This window comes from Enterobacter cloacae complex sp. IR5441, assembly GCF_049238215.1.
Taxonomy (GTDB): Bacteria; Pseudomonadota; Gammaproteobacteria; order Enterobacterales; family Enterobacteriaceae; genus Enterobacter; species Enterobacter hormaechei_C.
The window spans coordinates 195,539-212,905 of sequence record NZ_JBMKIA010000005.1; the positions used below are offsets into that span (position 1 = coordinate 195,539).

General features: G+C 50.5%; 26 protein-coding genes. 21 read left to right on the forward strand and 5 right to left on the reverse strand.

Annotated features, from left to right (window positions below):
* The first annotated feature begins 105 nt into the window (after positions 1 to 105).
* Positions 106 to 294, forward strand: coding sequence for a hypothetical protein (locus ACOTX5_RS08925; protein ID WP_001154434.1), 189 nt, complete (start codon positions 106 to 108; stop codon positions 292 to 294).
* A 10-nt stretch (positions 295 to 304) separates the two neighbouring features.
* On the forward strand, positions 305 to 538 hold the full coding sequence (locus ACOTX5_RS08930) for a DinI-like family protein (RefSeq protein WP_001217575.1): 234 nt from the start codon (positions 305 to 307) through the stop codon (positions 536 to 538).
* 93 nt (positions 539 to 631) lie between these two features.
* Here the strand turns inward: ACOTX5_RS08930 and ACOTX5_RS08935 are convergent, their stop codons facing one another.
* Genes ACOTX5_RS08935 through ACOTX5_RS08945 form a run of 3 tightly spaced genes read right to left on the reverse strand, consistent with a single transcriptional unit; the run spans position 632 to position 3,382 of the window.
* On the reverse strand, positions 632 to 1,315 hold the full coding sequence (locus ACOTX5_RS08935) for a hypothetical protein (protein ID WP_000756243.1): 684 nt from the start codon (positions 1,313 to 1,315) through the stop codon (positions 632 to 634).
* Positions 1,302 to 2,381 carry a hypothetical protein gene (locus tag ACOTX5_RS08940; protein WP_001579965.1) on the reverse strand — a complete coding sequence of 360 codons (1,080 nt, stop codon included), beginning with the start codon at positions 2,379 to 2,381 and terminating at the stop codon, positions 1,302 to 1,304. The genes ACOTX5_RS08935 and ACOTX5_RS08940 overlap by 14 nt, the downstream gene beginning before the upstream one ends.
* The gene (locus tag ACOTX5_RS08945; protein ID WP_063438818.1) at positions 2,381 to 3,382 is read right to left on the reverse strand and encodes a hypothetical protein; all 1,002 of its coding nucleotides are present in this window, start codon (positions 3,380 to 3,382) and stop codon (positions 2,381 to 2,383) included. The genes ACOTX5_RS08940 and ACOTX5_RS08945 overlap by 1 nt, the downstream gene beginning before the upstream one ends.
* Before the next feature lie 334 nt (positions 3,383 to 3,716).
* Here ACOTX5_RS08945 and ACOTX5_RS08950 point away from each other — a divergent pair, with 334 nt between their 5' ends.
* Both ACOTX5_RS08950 and ACOTX5_RS08955 read left to right on the forward strand, forming a co-directional pair.
* A complete protein-coding gene (locus ACOTX5_RS08950; RefSeq protein ID WP_063123439.1) occupies positions 3,717 to 4,643 on the forward strand; it encodes a ParA family protein in 927 nt (308 codons plus the stop codon).
* A gap of 2 nt (positions 4,644 to 4,645) precedes the next feature.
* On the forward strand, positions 4,646 to 5,041 hold the full coding sequence (locus ACOTX5_RS08955; protein ID WP_000030309.1) for a hypothetical protein: 396 nt from the start codon (positions 4,646 to 4,648) through the stop codon (positions 5,039 to 5,041).
* 29 nt (positions 5,042 to 5,070) lie between these two features.
* Here ACOTX5_RS08955 and ACOTX5_RS08960 read toward each other — a convergent pair whose 3' ends face one another.
* Both ACOTX5_RS08960 and ACOTX5_RS08965 read right to left on the reverse strand, forming a co-directional pair.
* The gene (locus ACOTX5_RS08960) at positions 5,071 to 6,096 is read right to left on the reverse strand and encodes a phage portal protein (protein ID WP_063123440.1); all 1,026 of its coding nucleotides are present in this window, start codon (positions 6,094 to 6,096) and stop codon (positions 5,071 to 5,073) included.
* Positions 6,096 to 7,862, reverse strand: a complete 1,767-nt coding sequence (locus tag ACOTX5_RS08965; protein WP_063438819.1) for a terminase ATPase subunit family protein — start codon at positions 7,860 to 7,862, stop codon at positions 6,096 to 6,098. Before ACOTX5_RS08965 ends, ACOTX5_RS08960 begins: the two co-directional genes overlap by 1 nt.
* A 142-nt stretch (positions 7,863 to 8,004) precedes the next feature.
* Between ACOTX5_RS08965 and ACOTX5_RS08970 the strand changes: the two genes are divergently transcribed.
* From ACOTX5_RS08970 to ACOTX5_RS09050, 17 genes are all read left to right on the forward strand, one after another.
* Entirely contained in the window at positions 8,005 to 8,838 is an 834-nt protein-coding gene (locus tag ACOTX5_RS08970) for a GPO family capsid scaffolding protein (RefSeq protein ID WP_000216238.1), read from the forward strand.
* A 16-nt stretch (positions 8,839 to 8,854) separates the two neighbouring features.
* Positions 8,855 to 9,913, forward strand: coding sequence for a phage major capsid protein, P2 family (locus tag ACOTX5_RS08975; RefSeq protein WP_024244551.1), 1,059 nt, complete (start codon positions 8,855 to 8,857; stop codon positions 9,911 to 9,913).
* Positions 9,914 to 9,916: 3 nt separating this feature from the next.
* Positions 9,917 to 10,567: a terminase endonuclease subunit gene (locus tag ACOTX5_RS08980; RefSeq protein WP_024242289.1), complete on the forward strand. Its 651-nt coding sequence runs from the start codon at positions 9,917 to 9,919 to the stop codon at positions 10,565 to 10,567.
* A 95-nt stretch (positions 10,568 to 10,662) separates the two neighbouring features.
* The gene (locus ACOTX5_RS08985; protein ID WP_000673523.1) at positions 10,663 to 11,127 is read left to right on the forward strand and encodes a head completion/stabilization protein; all 465 of its coding nucleotides are present in this window, start codon (positions 10,663 to 10,665) and stop codon (positions 11,125 to 11,127) included.
* Complete coding sequence (locus ACOTX5_RS08990) at positions 11,127 to 11,330, forward strand: tail protein X (protein WP_000868175.1); 204 nt, start codon at positions 11,127 to 11,129, stop codon at positions 11,328 to 11,330. Before ACOTX5_RS08985 ends, ACOTX5_RS08990 begins: the two co-directional genes overlap by 1 nt.
* Before the next feature lie 3 nt (positions 11,331 to 11,333).
* Positions 11,334 to 11,549, forward strand: a complete 216-nt coding sequence (locus ACOTX5_RS08995) for an HP1 family phage holin (protein WP_000171568.1) — start codon at positions 11,334 to 11,336, stop codon at positions 11,547 to 11,549.
* The gene (locus ACOTX5_RS09000) at positions 11,530 to 12,042 is read left to right on the forward strand and encodes a lysozyme (RefSeq protein WP_063438820.1); all 513 of its coding nucleotides are present in this window, start codon (positions 11,530 to 11,532) and stop codon (positions 12,040 to 12,042) included. The genes ACOTX5_RS08995 and ACOTX5_RS09000 overlap by 20 nt, the downstream gene beginning before the upstream one ends.
* A 1-nt stretch (position 12,043) precedes the next feature.
* Entirely contained in the window at positions 12,044 to 12,421 is a 378-nt protein-coding gene (locus tag ACOTX5_RS09005) for a DNZ54_00345 family protein (RefSeq protein WP_063438821.1), read from the forward strand.
* Complete coding sequence (gene lysB / locus ACOTX5_RS09010; RefSeq protein ID WP_001080935.1) at positions 12,418 to 12,846, forward strand: Rz-like lysis system protein LysB; 429 nt, start codon at positions 12,418 to 12,420, stop codon at positions 12,844 to 12,846. The genes ACOTX5_RS09005 and lysB overlap by 4 nt, the downstream gene beginning before the upstream one ends.
* Positions 12,731 to 12,979, forward strand: a complete 249-nt coding sequence (gene lysC / locus ACOTX5_RS09015) for an Rz1-like lysis system protein LysC (protein WP_224620943.1) — start codon at positions 12,731 to 12,733, stop codon at positions 12,977 to 12,979. Before lysB ends, lysC begins: the two co-directional genes overlap by 116 nt.
* Positions 12,942 to 13,373, forward strand: a complete 432-nt coding sequence (locus tag ACOTX5_RS09020) for a phage tail protein (protein ID WP_001039935.1) — start codon at positions 12,942 to 12,944, stop codon at positions 13,371 to 13,373. The genes lysC and ACOTX5_RS09020 overlap by 38 nt, the downstream gene beginning before the upstream one ends.
* A complete protein-coding gene (locus ACOTX5_RS09025) occupies positions 13,366 to 13,812 on the forward strand; it encodes a phage virion morphogenesis protein (RefSeq protein WP_000829141.1) in 447 nt (148 codons plus the stop codon). The genes ACOTX5_RS09020 and ACOTX5_RS09025 overlap by 8 nt, the downstream gene beginning before the upstream one ends.
* Positions 13,813 to 13,880: 68 nt before the next feature.
* Entirely contained in the window at positions 13,881 to 14,459 is a 579-nt protein-coding gene (locus ACOTX5_RS09030; protein WP_000993775.1) for a phage baseplate assembly protein V, read from the forward strand.
* The gene (locus ACOTX5_RS09035) at positions 14,456 to 14,815 is read left to right on the forward strand and encodes a GPW/gp25 family protein (RefSeq protein ID WP_000177590.1); all 360 of its coding nucleotides are present in this window, start codon (positions 14,456 to 14,458) and stop codon (positions 14,813 to 14,815) included. The genes ACOTX5_RS09030 and ACOTX5_RS09035 overlap by 4 nt, the downstream gene beginning before the upstream one ends.
* Positions 14,802 to 15,710 carry a baseplate assembly protein gene (locus tag ACOTX5_RS09040; protein WP_000268280.1) on the forward strand — a complete coding sequence of 303 codons (909 nt, stop codon included), beginning with the start codon at positions 14,802 to 14,804 and terminating at the stop codon, positions 15,708 to 15,710. The genes ACOTX5_RS09035 and ACOTX5_RS09040 overlap by 14 nt, the downstream gene beginning before the upstream one ends.
* Positions 15,703 to 16,308, forward strand: a complete 606-nt coding sequence (locus ACOTX5_RS09045; protein ID WP_063438822.1) for a phage tail protein I — start codon at positions 15,703 to 15,705, stop codon at positions 16,306 to 16,308. The genes ACOTX5_RS09040 and ACOTX5_RS09045 overlap by 8 nt, the downstream gene beginning before the upstream one ends.
* The coding region (locus ACOTX5_RS09050) for a phage tail protein (RefSeq protein ID WP_001544412.1) at positions 16,305 to 17,367 on the forward strand (1,063 nt) is incomplete at its 3' end. The genes ACOTX5_RS09045 and ACOTX5_RS09050, both read left to right, overlap by 4 nt.

Sequence of the window (17,367 nt, forward strand, 5' to 3'; positions counted from 1 at the left end):
CTGATGAACGTAAAAAAACGTTTTACATCAGTAAGATTATTATATACTGTAAATATAAACAGTGGTTATGCATACAGCATTGCGTGTGGTGTCATAGGAGGAAAGATGCAGGACTATTTTTTGGAGTCTTTGAAGCTCCAGCGCATTGATTTTTTTCTTAAGCTTGTAGCGGCTAGTGAGTGTAGTGATGAAGAGAAGGGGCTGGCTCTGCAGTGGGTTTCTGAATTGACTGATGAACTCATGGCAAAAATCAGAACCCACGAATACAACCGCTCAATGGATGTCATCAGCTGAGGTGACTTTTATGCGCATTGAAATAATGATCGATAAAGAGCAGAAGATTAGCCAGTCTACCCTGGACGCCCTTGAATCCGAGCTTTACCGCAATCTGCGCCCCCTGTATCCCAAAACGGTAATTCGCATTCGCAAAGGTAGCTCTAACGGTGTGGAACTAACCGGACTGCAACTGGACGAAGAAAGAAAACAAGTGATGAAAATTATGCAGAAGGTGTGGGAAGACGACAGCTGGCTGCATTAAGAAACGTTGCTGGCGTCAGTAATTAATTCTGACGCCAGCACGTTGAACAGCAATTAAGTCAAGGTGTTAGTTAAAAAACACCTTATAAGCCATCTATGATTGAAGAGCAATCTTTCTCAACGTATCAAATACAATTTTTGTAAAATTATTTTCATTTTTAACGTCAATGTAAGCAAGAGCGTTATTAGTAATTTTAAGTTTACCAGAATACTCTAATGAATTAACGGAGCAAACAAGTTTGTCAATTCTTATTTTCTTCCCCTCTAATTCTTCTTTATAATATTTTCTAAGGTCACTGCTGCCAATTATTTGCATTTTAGCTGTAGCGTAATCAGCGACTCTAACTCTAGAAATATCCAGCTGTGTTAGATTTATATTCACATTTGAAGATATTTCGTTGAGCCAATCCATCGGATTTATATCAATCTCTTCTAGGCTAACGCCTAAGCCAAGATTTCTGACTAAGGCCTGTGAAAACGGTTTTAACGTTCGCGGAGGGTTAGTAAGTTGCATTATAGGAAGAGTATCTAAAGATACACTGAAATTAGTAGTGCGGTATTCGACTCTTTCTACGATAGTTTCGCTTCCGTCAAAATTAGAAACTTGATCGTGATAAATAATACGCTCAACAAAGCGTCCATGTGCAGAATCATGACGTATTTTATCAAAAATAAACCCTTTCCCCTTATCCTCGGTAAAAGAATCAAGAGAAAGACGTTTAACAGCTTTTTCAAATTCAAGCCGTATGTTTAATTTGAGCCACTTAACCTTCTTCATGTTCGTTTACCTCTGGTCCTATTATTATATTATAGGCATTTTCAGCGGCTGACTCAATTAATTCACTAATATGTCTTTTCTCTTGTGCCGTTGCCGCACGAATTGTCACATTGAATCCGTCTTCTTTTTGATTATTTATCCCTTTAATTTGATAGGCAAAGTCACAGCAATTTTCAGAGTCTTTGAAAAATGCTTCAACGTTAATTCTGTCACCAACTCCACTTGTCGGTTTTGAAGACCATGCGATACGGCCTATATAATAACCTTTCTCGTGTAGTTGAGAAAATATAGGCGAACTATTAACACCTTCACCATTCAAAACAGCTTTCTTGACGAATCCGGTATCGATTGTTTCTTCTTTGTCTTCATCTTCACTTGCGTCAATACTGCGATTTAATTCTACTTTCGTTACATCATCAGTCTCATAACCATGTAGTCCATTCATTAACTCTTGAAAGAACTGGCTTCGCAATGTAGGGTCAGTGATTGCCATTAAAGAAATTTCAAAACGTTCAATAGGCTCAGATTTGATTTTAGACAGCTCGTTTTGCAGACCCTCAATAACTTTTTTTGCCTCAGGATTCTGTGGCATACGTACTTCAACCTTGTCAACACCAGGGCGAAGTTCTATTATGACATTCCGTTTATCTATTTGACGCAGAGCGGTTTTAGATAAGTCTATTTCTTCATAGTTATATTCTACTGTCAGAGAACCATCTTTTTTCGCTACGATATTCAAGCTTTGCCCTTTACTGGGTGAACATGTTTTTTTCAATGCTTCAGCTGCGCTCTTTAATTCGGCCTGATTTGTTGTGGTCTGAAAACTCACACTGGTAATGCTTTCTCTTGGATCATATGTTTTGACCATCTTTTTTATATGCTCTAATTCATTAAAACCATGGGGGAGTTTTGATATTTCCTCGATAAGTATTTCCTTGTCGAGTTCTGGTGATAAAAAAACACCTCTATTTAGCAATAATTCATGTAATTTTGCAGGGGTTATTCTTTTATGATGCAAAGCATCATAAATATTCTTGTCAGTCGCAAAGTATAATTTTTTAGCCATTATCGTTGCTCCATCCCAATTTTTTCAAGATTATATTCAACTACAACTTTGTCTGTCTTTTCGAAGTCAAATTTAAGAAAAAGTCTTTCATCCTCACCTAACAGCCAGTCTGTACTGTATTTCTTTTTAGCTTTTTCAAAATGATGAATAGCATTTTCATTTGGATGGATATGACAATGACGTAATAAAATTGGTTTGCCTTCAGTGAGTATCTGATAAGTTGATAGCATGTCAAAAAAGTACACGAATTCATCTAATGAATCACCGGGTTGATTGTAATAAACAACATACCCTTCTGGGATATCTTTTTTAAGCCAGCTAAAAGCCTCATGTTTAATTATGATGTATGGCGATGTTAATAATTCAATTGTCGCAGGTGTTGTTTGGTTGATGGGGTGTTTTATTCTTGTTAAAGAAAGATCTGGGTAATAGTAAGTAAACTTATCAGGCTGTGGAAGTTTTCCAGAGCCTATTAATTTGGTTATGTCAGAGGATATATTTATTAAATCAGATATTTTATAGGGGTCAAGTAAGTGTAGTTTTATGTTTGGAGGACAATTTATAACGGAATGATCTAATTTTTTTGTAATATTTTCATAGAAATCTTTATCATATAGATTATCATGATTATACAAAAATAACAAACCTCTTACATTATAACCTAAAGAATCATCATGAACGTATTTCAATCGCCACTCTTTACTTACATTCGCACACTCGGTAGCTAAAGCAAGTGAGGTTAAGGCACCTTCGACCATTTTTTTACCAATAGATCCCTCCGCATAGCTCTTTAGATCTGTATTGAGATAGACCATTTCCTCTTCATAAGGGTCTGTGTAGAAAAATACAACATCACTTGGATGGGTTTTCTTGGAATGTACCTCTTGGCAACATTCCCAATTCATGTCCGCTCTAGCGGCGCGATCCCATTTGAATACAGAGAAAATATCATCAGAAATTTTACCTGCGACTCGTTGTATAGCCGAAGTTTCTCCACCCATTTTATAATCGCTCCTTTAAAATTGCTGTGGCAATCTGCCATTAAATCCATCTGATTTGATGTGTAATCTAACCGTATGGTTTGTATGTGTTTGTTGCATGACTATAGCGCATGAAAATGCATGATCGCAAAGGGATCGTTTATGTCTAGGCACTCCAGTTCTGGAGAGACTTTGAAGAGTTCATGCGATTGCATGAAAACCACTATGTGAAGTGAGCAGGCGTGGCGGGGATACGAGCGCGCGCATTGAGTTAAAATTTCTTGAGTTGATGAAAATAAGATGTATTTTAATTTGGCACAGAAAAACCTAATAACTCACAAGGATAATGATAATAATGCAAATAGTTTCCATCATAAATTATAAAGGTGGCGTTGGTAAAACAACAGTTACGTCTAATTTAGCCGCTGAATTAGCATTCCGAGGAAAGAATGTTTTAGTTCTGGATATGGATGCTCAGGCAAGCCTGACATTTTCGTTTCTAACTCCCGATTATTGGGATGAACATCTTAAAAATGAAAGGACCATTAAAAACTGGTTTGATTGTATTAGTCAGGGAGAGCAAACAATGCCTCTTTCGACTCTAAGAGTACGACCTGAACCTGTTAATAGTAGATTTGATAGAAAAGGTGGATGTTTGGATTTAATATCTTCCCACCTCGGGTTGATAAATGTTGATCTTGAGCTTGCGACTCTTCTAGGAGGGGCTAGCCCCAGTCAAACTCAAAAAAAATATCTTAAAGTTCATGGTAAACTTAGAGAGGAACTTCAAATACTAGCTGACGAAATGAATTATGATGTTGTTTTAATTGATTGTCCACCTAACTTTAATATCGTAACAAAAAATGCTTTGATTGCATCAGATAAGATTTTGATACCAGCAAAACCTGATTATTTGTCAACGCTAGGTATTGATTATTTAAAAAGAAGCGTAGATTCTCTAGTTACAGACTATAATTTCTATGCCGATAAAGATGAAGATTATGAAAGGGTATCTCCTGAGATTCTCGGAGTAGTTTTTACTATGATTCAAATTCATTCAGAACAACCTATTGCCGCGCAAAGACAGTATATTGCGCAGACAAAACGTCTAGGTGTTCCCGTATTTGATGCTATTTTTAGGGAGAATAAAACTATCTTTGCTGATGCCCCTAGAGATGGAATTCCTGTAGCATTAATTGGCTACTCGCATTCAACTCACTCTTCTATTGTAGGAGAGATTGAGGATTTTGTTGATGAATTCCTTCAAAAGATTGGAGAATAAAAGTGAGTAAAGCTAAAACTTTAACTGTGCTATTTCGTGAATTACAAGATGCAGTTCTTGAACTCAATGAAGGGGAATTGGAAAAAATTATTTCGGGCGAGTATCAATTCGTCCTTAAGGTAGTTAAAAAACGTAATAGTACTGGTGCAAAGATAAGTTCAGTAGATAATTTTAGCTATAACGAATTGCTTGTTTTACTTAACCAGTGTGAGTCAAGAGAACAAGGTTGCGAGCTTTTGTCGCGTGAGCTTAAGACTAAATCTGAGTTTGAAAAATTCGCTCGTCATGTCGAGGTCGCTGTAATGAAAAGCGATAAACTCGAGAAAATTAGAGATAATATTATTGAGTCGACAGTAGGTGCTAAACTCCGTTCTGATGCTATTCAGAATAAAAAGTAATTAATAGCCGCCAATTTGGCGGCTATTTGTCATAGTTCATAGTTCGTAAAATTAATGACATTTTCGCCAAGCCACCTATTTAACTCTTCTAATCGTTTCTGAAGAGGCAATAGTTCATTACGTACAAAAACCTTACTAGCCTTCTCCACATCCCCAAAACCCCCAACATTATTCGGCATAATCCCCATCATTTGTGGCGGCACACGATGCGCAGCCATCATGTCATCCCGGCTCACGTTCTTGATATTCAGAAACTCATCCTTCGCCGCGACCTCTGACAACGGGATAATCTGAAGCCCGTCCTTTTTGCCGTTAGGCGAGTACATAAACAGGTTGCGGAAGTTACCCGGTCCTTTGGCGCTTTTCATCGCGTTGCGGAGGTTGTTCACGTCCTCCTGGTTCTGCGCGGCATCGGTCATGTACATGATGAAGCCAGCATGACTGCCGTTTATGTAATACTTTCGACGGAACAGCGTGGCGGACTCATTGAGCAGGGCGGACGGAATAGCAGAAAGATAGCCGGGCAGGCCATAGATCTCCTGATTTATGTCCGGTTCCATCAGATGGAAAATGCTGCCTTTCGTGAACTGATACGGCTGCGTGGTCATGCCGTATTGCACAAACCAGTAGGTATCCAGGTCTAACCCGCGTCGGGTGTATTTGGCCAGTGCAGGCTCAAGGGCGATAACTTCACCGAATCGGTTCGTGCGTTTCTCAAGGTAGGCGTTACCAAATACCAGATAGTCTTGCACAAAACGTGAAAAAGCCTGCTGGCTGAGCAGCGGGTGAGGGATATAGGTGCTGGTCAGAATGTTGCACTTTACTGCAATCGGTGAGCTGTGGTGTACGGCGGCGCGGAAGGTTCGCGCCAGTCCGTCGAAACTCACAGGCGGCTCATACCAGCGATCCATCTGTACGCATTCCACATAGTCCAGCAGTTCACGACGGTCCAGAACAGGAACGGGATCGCCGAAGCTGAATGCTTCGGCTGAAGTCTGGCTTTTATGCTGGATCTGATTCATCGCCGCTACGCGGTTTTTTTTACTCTTTCCCATCAAAAAATCTCCACAATATTGCTGGTATTGGCAGACTCGCCCTGCAGCGGTTCGTTAAACAGTGCGTGCATTGTTGCCCATGCCAGATCCGCATGGCTGGCTTCTTCGCTGCGGCTGGCTTCATAGGTCGGACGGTTGCCGCTGGCGGTGGTGGCGCGACGGATTGCCATAAAGGACTGCGCTATGTCGGTGTGTCCGGCGTCAAACTCCAGACGGCGGTGGCTGATAATGTCGTAGGCCTTGAGTACCAGGGCGTTTTTAACGTTGGGGTTGTAGACAAACTCCCGCACGGCAGGAAAGAACGCTTTCACGTTCTCGTAGACACCGTGACCGACGCCGGTCGAGTCGATGCCGATATAGGTCACGTTGTACTGCTGCGTCAGTTTTTTAATGGCGTCAGCCTGGGCGCGGAAGTCCATCCCGCGCCACTGGTGTCGCTCCAGAATGCGGAACTTGCCGCCCGGCACGGTTGGCGGTGCCACCACCACGCACCCGGCGCTGTCACCGTTCTGCGTGCCTTTCGCCGGGTCGTATCCGATCCAGACCTCGCGCCAGCCAAACGGGCGCAGCGCCAGAGCCTGAAAATCGGTCCAGACTTCCCAGCTGTCCACCATGCACGCCTGCAATTCGCTGAGCGGGAACACGGACGCGAGATCGTCCACGAACTCGCACATCAGCAGGTTCTGGTATTCGTCAGGGCTGTACTCCATGCGCAACTGGTCAAGGTCGAACAGGTTACAGCCGCCGCGCACCGCATCTTCCACGGTGACTATCTGGCGGTATTGCCCGTCTGCGCACAGCAGGCCGGGGGCCAGATTGCTGTGGGACAGGTCGATGTCCACCTTATCGGCTTTGTTGCGCCCACGGTTGAACAGCGCACCGGACCAGAACGGATAAGCACTGTGTGTCAGACTGGATGGCGTGGAAAAATAGGTCTGTCGCCATTTCTTGTGAATAGCCATACCGGAAGCCACTTTGCGCAGCTCCTGGAATTTCGGTATCCAGAAATATTCATCCAGATACAGGTTGCCGTGGTAACTCTGGGCCGTGCGGGCATTGGTGCCGAGGAAGTACAGCGTGGCCCCGTTAGGAAGCACCATCGGATCGCCTTTCAGCTCCACCTCCACTTCTTTGGCGAAGTCGATGATGTACTGCTTAAAGACGTGGGCCTGTGCCTTGCTGGCGGAAAGGAAAATCTGGTTACGCCCGGTTAGCAGGGCGTCAATCAGGGCTTCACGGGCAAAATAGAAGGTCGCGCCGATCTGGCGTGACTTCAGCAGGTTGCGGATGCGGTTGGTTTTTCCGGCTTCCCACCAGTGGCGCTGGTAGTTGAACATGGAGGAATGGAAGATTTCTTCCAGCTTCTCAATCTGTTCATCGGTGAAAACGTTCTTTTCCGGCTGACGGCGCGGGCCTTTGTTGCGGTTGGCGACGTTAGGGTTTAAGTCGGCTTCGTTGCCGCCATTGTTAAACTTGCCGATCCGCGCATGGCGCTCCGACTGGCGCGCCAGCAGGTCAATCTCTTTGAAATCTTTCCCTTCTTTGTGCTCCTTCATAATGAGCTGGCAGTAGCGTGCGGCGGTGGTGAGCTGCATCTGATCCAGCGGCCCATAGTCACTCCACTTGTCGCGTTTTTTCCAGCTGTGAACGGTTGCAACTTTCTCGCCCAGCATTTCAGCAATGCGGGCTACGCGGTATCCCTGAAAGTACAGCAGCATGGCCTGCCGACGGGGATCGAGATCTGCGGGTGTCAGTGTGGTGTTCATGGCACAAACCTACAGCCTTGAATGAAGGCTTTCCCCGCCTGCGGTTTGTGTGGTTGTCGGTACAAATACCGCGCATTGTTTCACTGCCCCTATCACCGCAACCATAAGGCTCCAGTAAGTTTTTTCTAACGGAGCACGGCTCATGACAGTGAAAGCAAAGCGTTTTCGCATCGGGGTGGAAGGTGCCACCACCGACGGACGCGAAATCCAGCGTGAATGGCTGGAACAGATGGCAGCCAGCTATAACCCGGCGGTGTATACCGCGCTGATTAACCTTGAGCACATCAAGTCTTATCTGCCGGACAGCACCTTTAACCGCTACGGCAAGGTGACGGCGCTGTTTGCTGAAGAAATCACGGAAGGTCCGCTGGCAGGCAAGATGGCGCTGTATGCTGACGTTGAGCCAACGGAGTCCCTGGTGGAACTGGTGAAAAAAGGCCAGAAATTATTCACCTCTATGGAAGTCAGCCCGAAGTTCGCTGATACGGGCAAAGCCTACCTGGTCGGCCTGGCTGCCACTGATGACCCTGCCAGTCTGGGTACGGAAATGCTGACATTCAGCGCCAGTGCAGCCCATAACCCGCTGGCAAACCGCAAGCAGAATCCTGCCAATCTCTTTACCGCTGCAGAGGAAACGGTGATCGAACTGGAAGAAATCCAGGACGACAAACCGTCCCTGTTTGCCCGCGTCACGGCGCTGTTTACCAAAAAAGAGCAGTCCGATGACGCCCGGTTCTCTGATGTGCATAAGGCCGTGGAGCTGGTCGCCACTGAGCAGCAAAACCTGAGCGCACGCACCGAAAAATCCCTGTCTGAGCAGGAAGAACGCCTGTCTGAGCTGGAGACTGCCCTGCAGGCACAGCAGACCGCCTTTAACGAACTGGTGAATAAGCTGAGTCATGAAGACAGCCGCCAGGACTACCGCCAGCGTGCAACAGGCGGTAACGCCCCCGCTGACACTCTGACCAATTGCTGATGGAGCACAAAACCTGATGAAGAAGAATACCCGCTTTGCTTTTAACGCTTACCTGCAGCAGCTGGCGCGTCTGAACGGTGTGGCAGTTGAAGAACTGTCCAGCAAGTTCACTGTGGAGCCGTCTGTGCAGCAGACGCTGGAAGACCAGATCCAGCAGTCCGCCGCTTTCCTGACGCTGATTAATGTCACCCCAGTGACTGAGCAGTCCGGTCAGCTGCTGGGGCTGGGTGTTGGCAGCACCATTGCCGGAACCACTGACACCACCGCGAAAGAGCGTGAACCTGTCGATCCGACGCTGATGGTCGATGTGGAATATAAATGCGAGCAGACCAACTTTGACACGGTGCTGACCTACGCGAAGCTGGACCTGTGGGCGAAGTTTCAGGATTTCCAGGTGCGTATCCGTGACGCCATCGTGAAACGTCAGGCACTGGACCGCATCATGATCGGCTTTAACGGCGTGAAGCGTGCGAAAACCTCCAACCGTAGTGAAAACCCGCTGTTGCAGGATGTAAACAAAGGCTGGCTGCAGAAAATCCGTGAGGATGCACCGGATCACGTCATGGGCAGCACCACCACGGGCGGTGAAACCACACCGAGCGCGGTGAAAGTCGGTAAAGGTGGCGAATATGCCAACCTGGACGCCGTGGTGATGGATGCCGTTAATGAGCTTATCGACGTGGTCTACCAGGACGATGACGATCTGGTGGTGATTTGCGGTCGTGAACTGCTGTCTGACAAGTATTTCCCGCTAGTCAACAAAGAGCAGGAAAACAGTGAAAAACTCGCTGCCGATATGATCATCAGTCAGAAACGCATGGGTGGCCTGCAGGCCGTGCGTGCGCCGTTCTTCCCGCCGAATGCACTGCTGATCACCCGTCTGGATAACCTGTCCATCTACTGGCAGGAAGACACCCGCCGCCGTTCAGTTATCGACAACCCGAAACGTGACCGGATTGAAAACTTTGAATCCGTTAATGAAGCCTATGTGGTTGAGGACTACCGCTGCGCCGCACTGGTGGAAAACATCCAGATTGGTGATTTCAGCGCCGCCGCAGCCGAAACCGGAGCGTAATCCATGAGCCTGAGTCCCGCACGGCAGCATCGCCTGCGCGTTCAGGCTGAACAGGCCGCCCGCGAGGGCGGCAGTGTTCGCCACGCATCGGGCTATGACCTGATGCTGCTGCAACTGGCGGAAGACCGCCGCCGTCTCAAGGGCGTTCAGTCCACGGTCAAAAAAGCGGAAATCAAGGTGGAGCTGCTGCCGAAATATGCCGCCTGGGCGGAGGGAGTCCTGGCTGCCGGAGGCGCTCAACAGGATGACGTGCTGATGTACGTGATGCTGTGGCGCATTGATGCCGGAGATTATGCCGGGGCGCTGGAGATCGGGCGTCATGCCCTGCGTCATGGCTGGGTGATGCCGCTGGGTAACCGCAATGTGCAGACCGTGCTGGCAGAGGAAATGGCAGACGCGGCACAGAGCGCAATGCTTGCCACTACCGGGTTTGATGCCGATCTGTTGCTGCAGACGCTGGAGCTGACAGACGGTCTGGATATGCCGGACCAGTCACGGGCGCGTCTGCATAAAGCGATTGGCGCTGTCCTGAGTGAAAGCAATCCGGCTTCCGCCCTTAATCATCTCAACCAGGCGTTACAGCTCGATCCCCGCTGTGGCGTGAAAAAAGACAAACAGCAGCTGGAGCGCAGACTGCGCAATGACAGCCGCTGACAGAACGTGCCCCCGCGCACGGGCGGCACGGGGTGGCGAAAGGCACTGCCACATCAAAACCCCGTCCACCGCCCTCTATTTCAGGAGAAAGCAGCATGAAGTTTGTTGCGCCAGAACAGGCACCGGAACAGGCGGAAATCATCAGGAATACGCCGTTCTGGCCTGATGTGGACTTGTCGGAGTTTCGCAGTGTCATGCGCACTGACGGCACGGTGACGCAGCCGCGTTTAAAGCAGGTTGCGCTGTCGGCAATTTCGGAGGTCAACGCAGAGCTGTATGAGTTTCGCAGACGCCAGCAGATGCTGGGGTATGCCTCGCTGGCAGAGGTTCCGGCAGAACAGCTGGACGGGAAAAGTGAGCGCATTCAGCACTATTTCAACGCGGTTTACTGCTGGGCACGCGCCATGCTCAACGAACGATACCAGGACTATGACGCCACGGCGTCTGGTGTGAAGCGAGGCGAGGAACTGGCGGAAGCCAGCGGTGATTTATGGCGTGACGCCCGCTGGGCCATCAGCCGGGTACAGGACGCGCCGCACTGCACAGTGGAGCTTATCTGATGAAAGTGCGTGCGCATCAGTATGACACGGTGGACGCGCTTTGCTGGCGTCATTACGGGCGCACGCAGGGTGTCACGGAGCAGGTACTGAAGGCAAATCCGGGGCTTGCCGAATACGGCCCCTTTTTACCTCACGGGCTGCAGGTGGAGCTGCCGGACATTCCGACTACCACCACCGTGCAGACCGTCCAGCTATGGGACTGAATTATGACGCTTGAGCGAATCAGCGCCTTTATCACGTACTGCATCGCCGTTGTGCTGGCCTGGCTGGGCGATTTGTCCATCAAGGATGCCTCAACGCTGGGCGGCCTGATGATTGGTGTGCTGATGCTGGCTATCAACTGGTACTACAAACACAAAGCCTACCAGCTTCTGCGCGACGGGCAGATCTCGCGGGAGGACTATGAATCCATCAATCGTTAAACGCTGCCTTGTCGGGGCCGTGCTGGCTATTGCTGCCACGCTGCCGGGTTTTCAGCAGCTTCACACCTCCGTGGAGGGGCTGAAACTGATTGCCGATTACGAAGGCTGTCGTCTGCAGCCGTATCAGTGCAGCGCGGGCGTCTGGACCGACGGCATTGGTAATACATCTGGCGTCATTCCCGGCAAAATTATTACGGAACGACAGGCAGCTGAAGGGCTGATCTCCAACGTGCTACGAGTGGAGCGGGCGCTGGAAAGGTGTGTGAAGCAACAGCCGCCGCAGAAGGTGTATGACGCTGCGGTGTCGTTTGCCTTCAACGTGGGAACGGGCAATGCCTGCAGTTCCACGCTGGTGAAATTACTCAATCAGCGGCGCTGGGCAGATGCGTGCCGACAGTTGCCGCGCTGGGTTTATGTGAAAGGTGTTTTTAATCAGGGGCTGGATAACCGCCGTGCGCGGGAGATGGCCTGGTGTTTACAGGGAGCAAACTGAAATGAAAAAGAAATTAATCAGCGGGCTGTTTCTGATGTTATGGATGGCGTTGTTAATCGCCGCAATGGTGTATCCGCAGGGGATTTTTCCGGTACTGGCAGCGTCCGGCGTTTGGGTAGCCTGTTTGCTGACATGGGCGGTAATTCCGGTAGCACTGGCTGTGTTAATTAAGAATGGCCCGCTTTGGCAGGAGTTGAGGGCATCTTTGCTGAAGACAATTACCCGAAAAGAAAACGTATTTATCAGCTGGGTGATGCGATTGCTGATTGTCGTCAGTCTCGCCTGGACGGGGTGGGCTATTACCCTGGTCTTTTATCTACTGACCGTTATTGCCTTCTGGATCACCCGTAATCAGATGGCGCAACAGGTAGCAGCATGAACCGGTTGCTGCTGGTTGTGCTGACGTTATTACTGGCGGCGCTGGGCTGGCAGACGTGGCGGCTGGCTGATGCCAGCCAGACCATCAGCACGCAGGCAGACGAGCTGCAGAGCAAAAGCCAGGCACTGGCAAAGAGCAACAGCCAGCTTATCAGCCTGTCCATTCTGACTGAAACCAATAACCGGGAGCAGGCGCGGCTCTATGCCGAAGCAGAACAGACCAGCACGCTGCTGAGACAACGACAACACCGGATCGAGGAACTGAAACGTGAGAACGAGGATTTACGCCGCTGGGCTGATACTCCTTTGCCTGCTGACATTATCCGGCTGCGGAAACGTCCGGCACTCACCGGAGGTATGGCTTACCGTCAGTGGTTGTCCGCGAGTGACGCCGTGTCGGCTGGATCAGGCAACGCCGCGCACTAACGGTGATCTGAACGCGTTGCTGGATGAAACGGAGGCCGCCTGGGCGGTCTGTGCAGACAAAGTGGACATGATTATTGCGTGTCAGGAGCGAAACAGTGAACAAACCACAATCCCTGCGCCACGCCCTCAATAAAGCGGTGCCTTATGTCCGCAATAACCCGGACAAACTGCATCTGTTTGTGGATAACGGTTCGCTGGTTGCCACGGGGGCCAGCTCCATGTCGTGGGAGTACCGTTACACACTGAACGCGGTGATTGAGGATTTCAGCGGCGACCAGAATCTGCTGATGGCCCCGGTTTTGCTGTGGCTGAGGGATAACCAGCCCGATGCCATCAATAACCCGGCGTTACGGGAAAAGCTATTCACCTTTGAGGTGGATATTCTGCGCAACGATGTCTGTGATATCAGCCTGAACCTGCAACTGACGGAACGTGTGCTGGTCAGCACTGACGGCAGTGTGTCGAGCGTTGAAGCTATAGCGGAACCTGATGCACCTGAAGAAATGTGGACGGTGAAACGTGGCTGAACTGCAGAAGGTGGACGACTGGCTGAGTGCCTTGCTGGCGAATCTGGAACCAGCCTCGAGAAGCCGCATGATGCGCCAGCTGGCGCAGGAACTTCGCCGGACACAGCAGCAGAATATCAGGATGCAGCGCAACCCTGACGGCAGCAGCTATGAACCGCGACGGGTAACAGCACGCAGTAAAAAAGGCCGTATCAAACGTCAGATGTTTGCAAAGCTGCGCACCACAAAATACCTGAAAACTGCCGCCAGCACCGACTCTGCCAGCGTGCAGTTTGAAGGCAAGGTGCAGCGCATTGCCCGCGTTCACCATTACGGCCTGCGAGATCGCGTCAGTCGTAAGGGACCGGAGGTGCGTTACGCAGAGCGTCGCCTTCTGGGTGTAAATGATGATGTTGAGGCAATGACCCGCGACATGATTCTGCAATGGCTGGCGGGGTGATCTTTGTATCAGCACTGATACAAGTTGCAGCACTGCCGCCTTTCTTCCCCTGATGGCAACCTTTCCCTATGAACGCACAATTAACCGAAATCATGCGCCTTATCACCAACCTGATCCGCACAGGGGTAGTCACCGAAGTGGACAGGGAAAACTGGCTTTGCCGGGTGAAAACGGGCGAGCTTGAAACCAACTGGATCAGCTGGCTGACGCTGCGTGCCGGGAATGCCCGTACATGGTGGCGACCATCGGAAGGTGAGCAGGTGGTGCTGCTGAGTCTGGGCGGCAATCTGGAAACCGCCTTTGCGCTGCCCGCTGTCTATTCGAATCAGTTCGCACCACCGTCGACGTCGGCGGACGCCTGCGTGACAGAACATCCTGACGGTGGCTGGTTTGAATACGAACCCGCCACCGGGCGCTGGTATGTCAGGGGCATCAAATCAATGGTCATTGAGGCTGCTGACAACATCACCATGAAAACCAGTGAGTTTGTACTGGAGGCTGACCGCACGCGCATTAACAGCGAAGTGGTGATCAATGGTGGCGTTACCCAGGGCGGCGGAGCGATGAGTTCTAACGGGATCGTGGTTGATGCGCATCAGCATACTGGCGTCCTGAAAGGCGGCGATACAACCGGAGGCCCGGTATGACGCTTTATAGCGGGATGAACAATACCAGCGGCAAAGTCATTACTGATATTGATCATCTGCGCCAGTCGGTGCGGGACATTCTGCTGACACCGCAGGGTAGCCGTATTGCCCGCCGGGAATATGGTTCCCTGCTGTCGGCACTGATAGATCAGCCACAAAATCCGGCATTACGCCTGCAGGTCATGTCGGCAGTGTATGTGGCGCTGAGTCGCTGGGAGCCACGGTTGACGCTGGATTCCATCACCATCAACAGCAATTTTGACGGTTCAATGGTGGTGGAGCTGACCGGGCGGCGGAATAACGGTGTGCCTGTGTCCCTTTCCGTATCAACAGGAGCAGAGAATGGCAGTGATTGACCTTTCGCAGTTGCCTGCACCGCAGATTGTGGATGTGCCGGACTTTGAGACGCTGCTTGCCGAACGCAAGGCAGAATTTGTGGCGCTTCATCCGAAAGATGAGCAGGAAGCAGTGATCCGCACGCTGGAACTGGAATCTGAACCCGCCACTAAATTGTTGCAGGAGAACGCTTACCGTGAGTTGCTTCTGCGCCAGCGCATTAACGAAGCCGCGCAGGCGGTGATGGTGGCTTACGCGATGGGCGGCGATCTTGACCAGCTCGCTGCCAACTACAACGTGACACGCCTGACGGTGACGCCTGCTGATAATGATGCTGTGCCGCCCGTTGCAGCTGTGATGGAAAGCGATGAAGCGTTGCGCCTGCGTGTGCCTGCAGCCTTTGAAGGGCTTTCTGTTGCGGGGCCAACTGCAGCTTATGAATTTCATGCCCGAAGCGCCGACGGTCGGGTGGCGGATGCCAGTGCAACCAGCCCGGCACCTGCAGAGGTGGTGCTGACTGTCCTTAGCCGCGAAGGCGATGGAACTGCAGAAAAAGACCTGCTGGACGTGGTGGAAAAAGCTCTGAACAGTGAGAACGTCCGCCCGGTGGCTGACCGTCTTACGGTTCGCAGCGCAGAAATCATCCCGTATCGCGTGGAAGCCACCATTTTTCTCTATCCTGGACCGGAAGCAGAGCCGGTAATGGCAGCGGCAAAAGCCAGCCTGCAGAAGTACATCGCCAGTCAGACGCGTCTTGGTCGGGATATTCGCCGTAGCGCCATCTTTGCCGCCCTGCATGTTGAGGGGGTGCAGCGTGTGGAGCTGGCTTCTCCTCTGGCGGATGTGGTCCTGAACAAAACACAGGCGGCATCATGTACGCAGTGGAGCGTAACCAACGGAGGAACGGATGAATAGTCTGCTGCCACCGGGTTCAACACCACTGGAGCGCCGACTGGCGCAAACCTGCAGCGGGATTTCTGATCTGCAGGTGCCGCTTCGTGACTTGTGGAATCCGGCAACCTGTCCGGTCAGTTTCCTGCCTTATCTCGCCTGGGCGTTCTCTGTGGATCGCTGGGACGAGGGCTGGACAGAAAGCGTCAAGCGCCAGGTGGTGAAGGATGCTTTTTATATTCATCAGCATAAAGGGACCACCAGTGCCGTGCGGCGGGTGGTGGAGCCGTTCGGATTCCTGATCCGCATTATTGAGTGGTGGCAGACCGGAGAAACACCGGGCACGTTTCGCCTGGATATCGGCGTGCAGGACCAGGGCATCACTGAAGATACCTATCTGGAACTTGAGCGACTGATAAGCGATGCCAAACCATGTAGCCGCCACATGATCGGCATGTCCATCAATCTGCAGACCAGCGGCCCGCATTGGGTGGGAGCCGCCAGCTATCATGGCGAAGAAATCACGATCTATCCGTATATCAACGAAACGATTATTTCCGGTGGCACCGCGCATGAAGGCGGGGCGGTCCATGTTATTGACACAATGAGAGTGAATCCATGAGCACAAAATTTTATACCCTGCTGACGGATATTGGCGCGGCGAAACTTGCCAGCGCCGCCGCGCTCGGTGTGCCGCTAAAAATTACCCATATGGCGGTGGGCGATGGCGGTGGAGTATTGCCAACGCCGGACGCAAAGCAGACGGCACTGGTAAATGAGAAACGCCGGGCTGCGCTGAATATGCTTTATATCGACCCGCAGAACAGCAGCCAGATTATTGCCGAACAGGTGATCCCTGAAAACGAGGGCGGTTGGTGGATACGTGAAGTGGGCTTGTTTGATGAGTCCGGGGCATTGATTGCCGTGGGCAACTGCCCGGAAAGCTATAAGCCGCAACTGGCTGAAGGTAGCGGGCGCACTCAGACCGTGCGCATGGTGCTGATTACCAGCAGCACGGACAATATCACCCTGAAAATCGACCCTGCTGTAGTGCTGGCAACCCGCAAGTATGTGGATGACAAGGCACTGGAGCTGAAGGTGTACGCGGATGATCAGATGGCAAAACATCTTGCCGCACCGGACCCGCATTCACAGTACGCGCCAAAAGCCAGCCCGACATTTACCGGAACCCCCAAAGCGCCAACGCCAGCGGCGGGGAATAATACCACGCAGGTTGCGACCACTGCGTTTGTACAGGCGGCACTGACGGCCCTTATTAATGGTGCGCCAGCCACGCTGGACACGCTGAAAGAAATAGCCGCAGCCATTAACAATGATCCGAATTTCAGTACCACCATTAACAATGCGCTGGCACTAAAAGCACCGTTGTCGAGTCCGGCACTCACCGGAACGCCAACAGCCCCCACGGCGGCGCAGTCGGTCAACAATACACAGATTGCCACTACGGCTTTTGTGAAATCGGCGATTGCAGGAATGGTGGGTTCTGCACCTGCTGCACTGGATACACTGAACGAACTGGCGGCGGCACTGGGGAATGATCCGAACTTTGCCACGACAATGCTTAATGCGCTGGCAGGTAAACAACCGCTGGACAATACGCTTACCAATTTGAGTGGAAAGGATGTAGCTGGTCTTCTCACATACCTTGGTTTGGGAGAAG

Coding starts and splice junctions, on each gene's coding strand:
- lysB (WP_001080935.1), top strand. CDS start 12,418: ATGAACCGGTTGCTGCTGGTTGTGCTGACGTTATTACTGGCGGCGCTG.
- ACOTX5_RS08975 (WP_024244551.1), top strand. CDS start 8,855: ATGAAGAAGAATACCCGCTTTGCTTTTAACGCTTACCTGCAGCAGCTG.
- ACOTX5_RS09005 (WP_063438821.1), top strand. CDS start 12,044: ATGAAAAAGAAATTAATCAGCGGGCTGTTTCTGATGTTATGGATGGCG.
- ACOTX5_RS08935 (WP_000756243.1), bottom strand. CDS start 1,315: ATGAAGAAGGTTAAGTGGCTCAAATTAAACATACGGCTTGAATTTGAA.
- ACOTX5_RS08995 (WP_000171568.1), top strand. CDS start 11,334: ATGACGCTTGAGCGAATCAGCGCCTTTATCACGTACTGCATCGCCGTT.
- ACOTX5_RS09045 (WP_063438822.1), top strand. CDS start 15,703: ATGAATAGTCTGCTGCCACCGGGTTCAACACCACTGGAGCGCCGACTG.
- ACOTX5_RS08980 (WP_024242289.1), top strand. CDS start 9,917: ATGAGCCTGAGTCCCGCACGGCAGCATCGCCTGCGCGTTCAGGCTGAA.
- ACOTX5_RS08990 (WP_000868175.1), top strand. CDS start 11,127: ATGAAAGTGCGTGCGCATCAGTATGACACGGTGGACGCGCTTTGCTGG.
- ACOTX5_RS08940 (WP_001579965.1), bottom strand. CDS start 2,381: ATGGCTAAAAAATTATACTTTGCGACTGACAAGAATATTTATGATGCT.
- ACOTX5_RS09035 (WP_000177590.1), top strand. CDS start 14,456: ATGACGCTTTATAGCGGGATGAACAATACCAGCGGCAAAGTCATTACT.
- ACOTX5_RS08950 (WP_063123439.1), top strand. CDS start 3,717: ATGCAAATAGTTTCCATCATAAATTATAAAGGTGGCGTTGGTAAAACA.
- ACOTX5_RS08960 (WP_063123440.1), bottom strand. CDS start 6,096: ATGGGAAAGAGTAAAAAAAACCGCGTAGCGGCGATGAATCAGATCCAG.
- ACOTX5_RS08970 (WP_000216238.1), top strand. CDS start 8,005: ATGACAGTGAAAGCAAAGCGTTTTCGCATCGGGGTGGAAGGTGCCACC.
- ACOTX5_RS09000 (WP_063438820.1), top strand. CDS start 11,530: ATGAATCCATCAATCGTTAAACGCTGCCTTGTCGGGGCCGTGCTGGCT.
- ACOTX5_RS09030 (WP_000993775.1), top strand. CDS start 13,881: ATGAACGCACAATTAACCGAAATCATGCGCCTTATCACCAACCTGATC.
- ACOTX5_RS08985 (WP_000673523.1), top strand. CDS start 10,663: ATGAAGTTTGTTGCGCCAGAACAGGCACCGGAACAGGCGGAAATCATC.
- ACOTX5_RS09040 (WP_000268280.1), top strand. CDS start 14,802: ATGGCAGTGATTGACCTTTCGCAGTTGCCTGCACCGCAGATTGTGGAT.
- ACOTX5_RS08930 (WP_001217575.1), top strand. CDS start 305: ATGCGCATTGAAATAATGATCGATAAAGAGCAGAAGATTAGCCAGTCT.
- ACOTX5_RS08925 (WP_001154434.1), top strand. CDS start 106: ATGCAGGACTATTTTTTGGAGTCTTTGAAGCTCCAGCGCATTGATTTT.
- ACOTX5_RS08945 (WP_063438818.1), bottom strand. CDS start 3,382: ATGGGTGGAGAAACTTCGGCTATACAACGAGTCGCAGGTAAAATTTCT.
- ACOTX5_RS08965 (WP_063438819.1), bottom strand. CDS start 7,862: ATGAACACCACACTGACACCCGCAGATCTCGATCCCCGTCGGCAGGCC.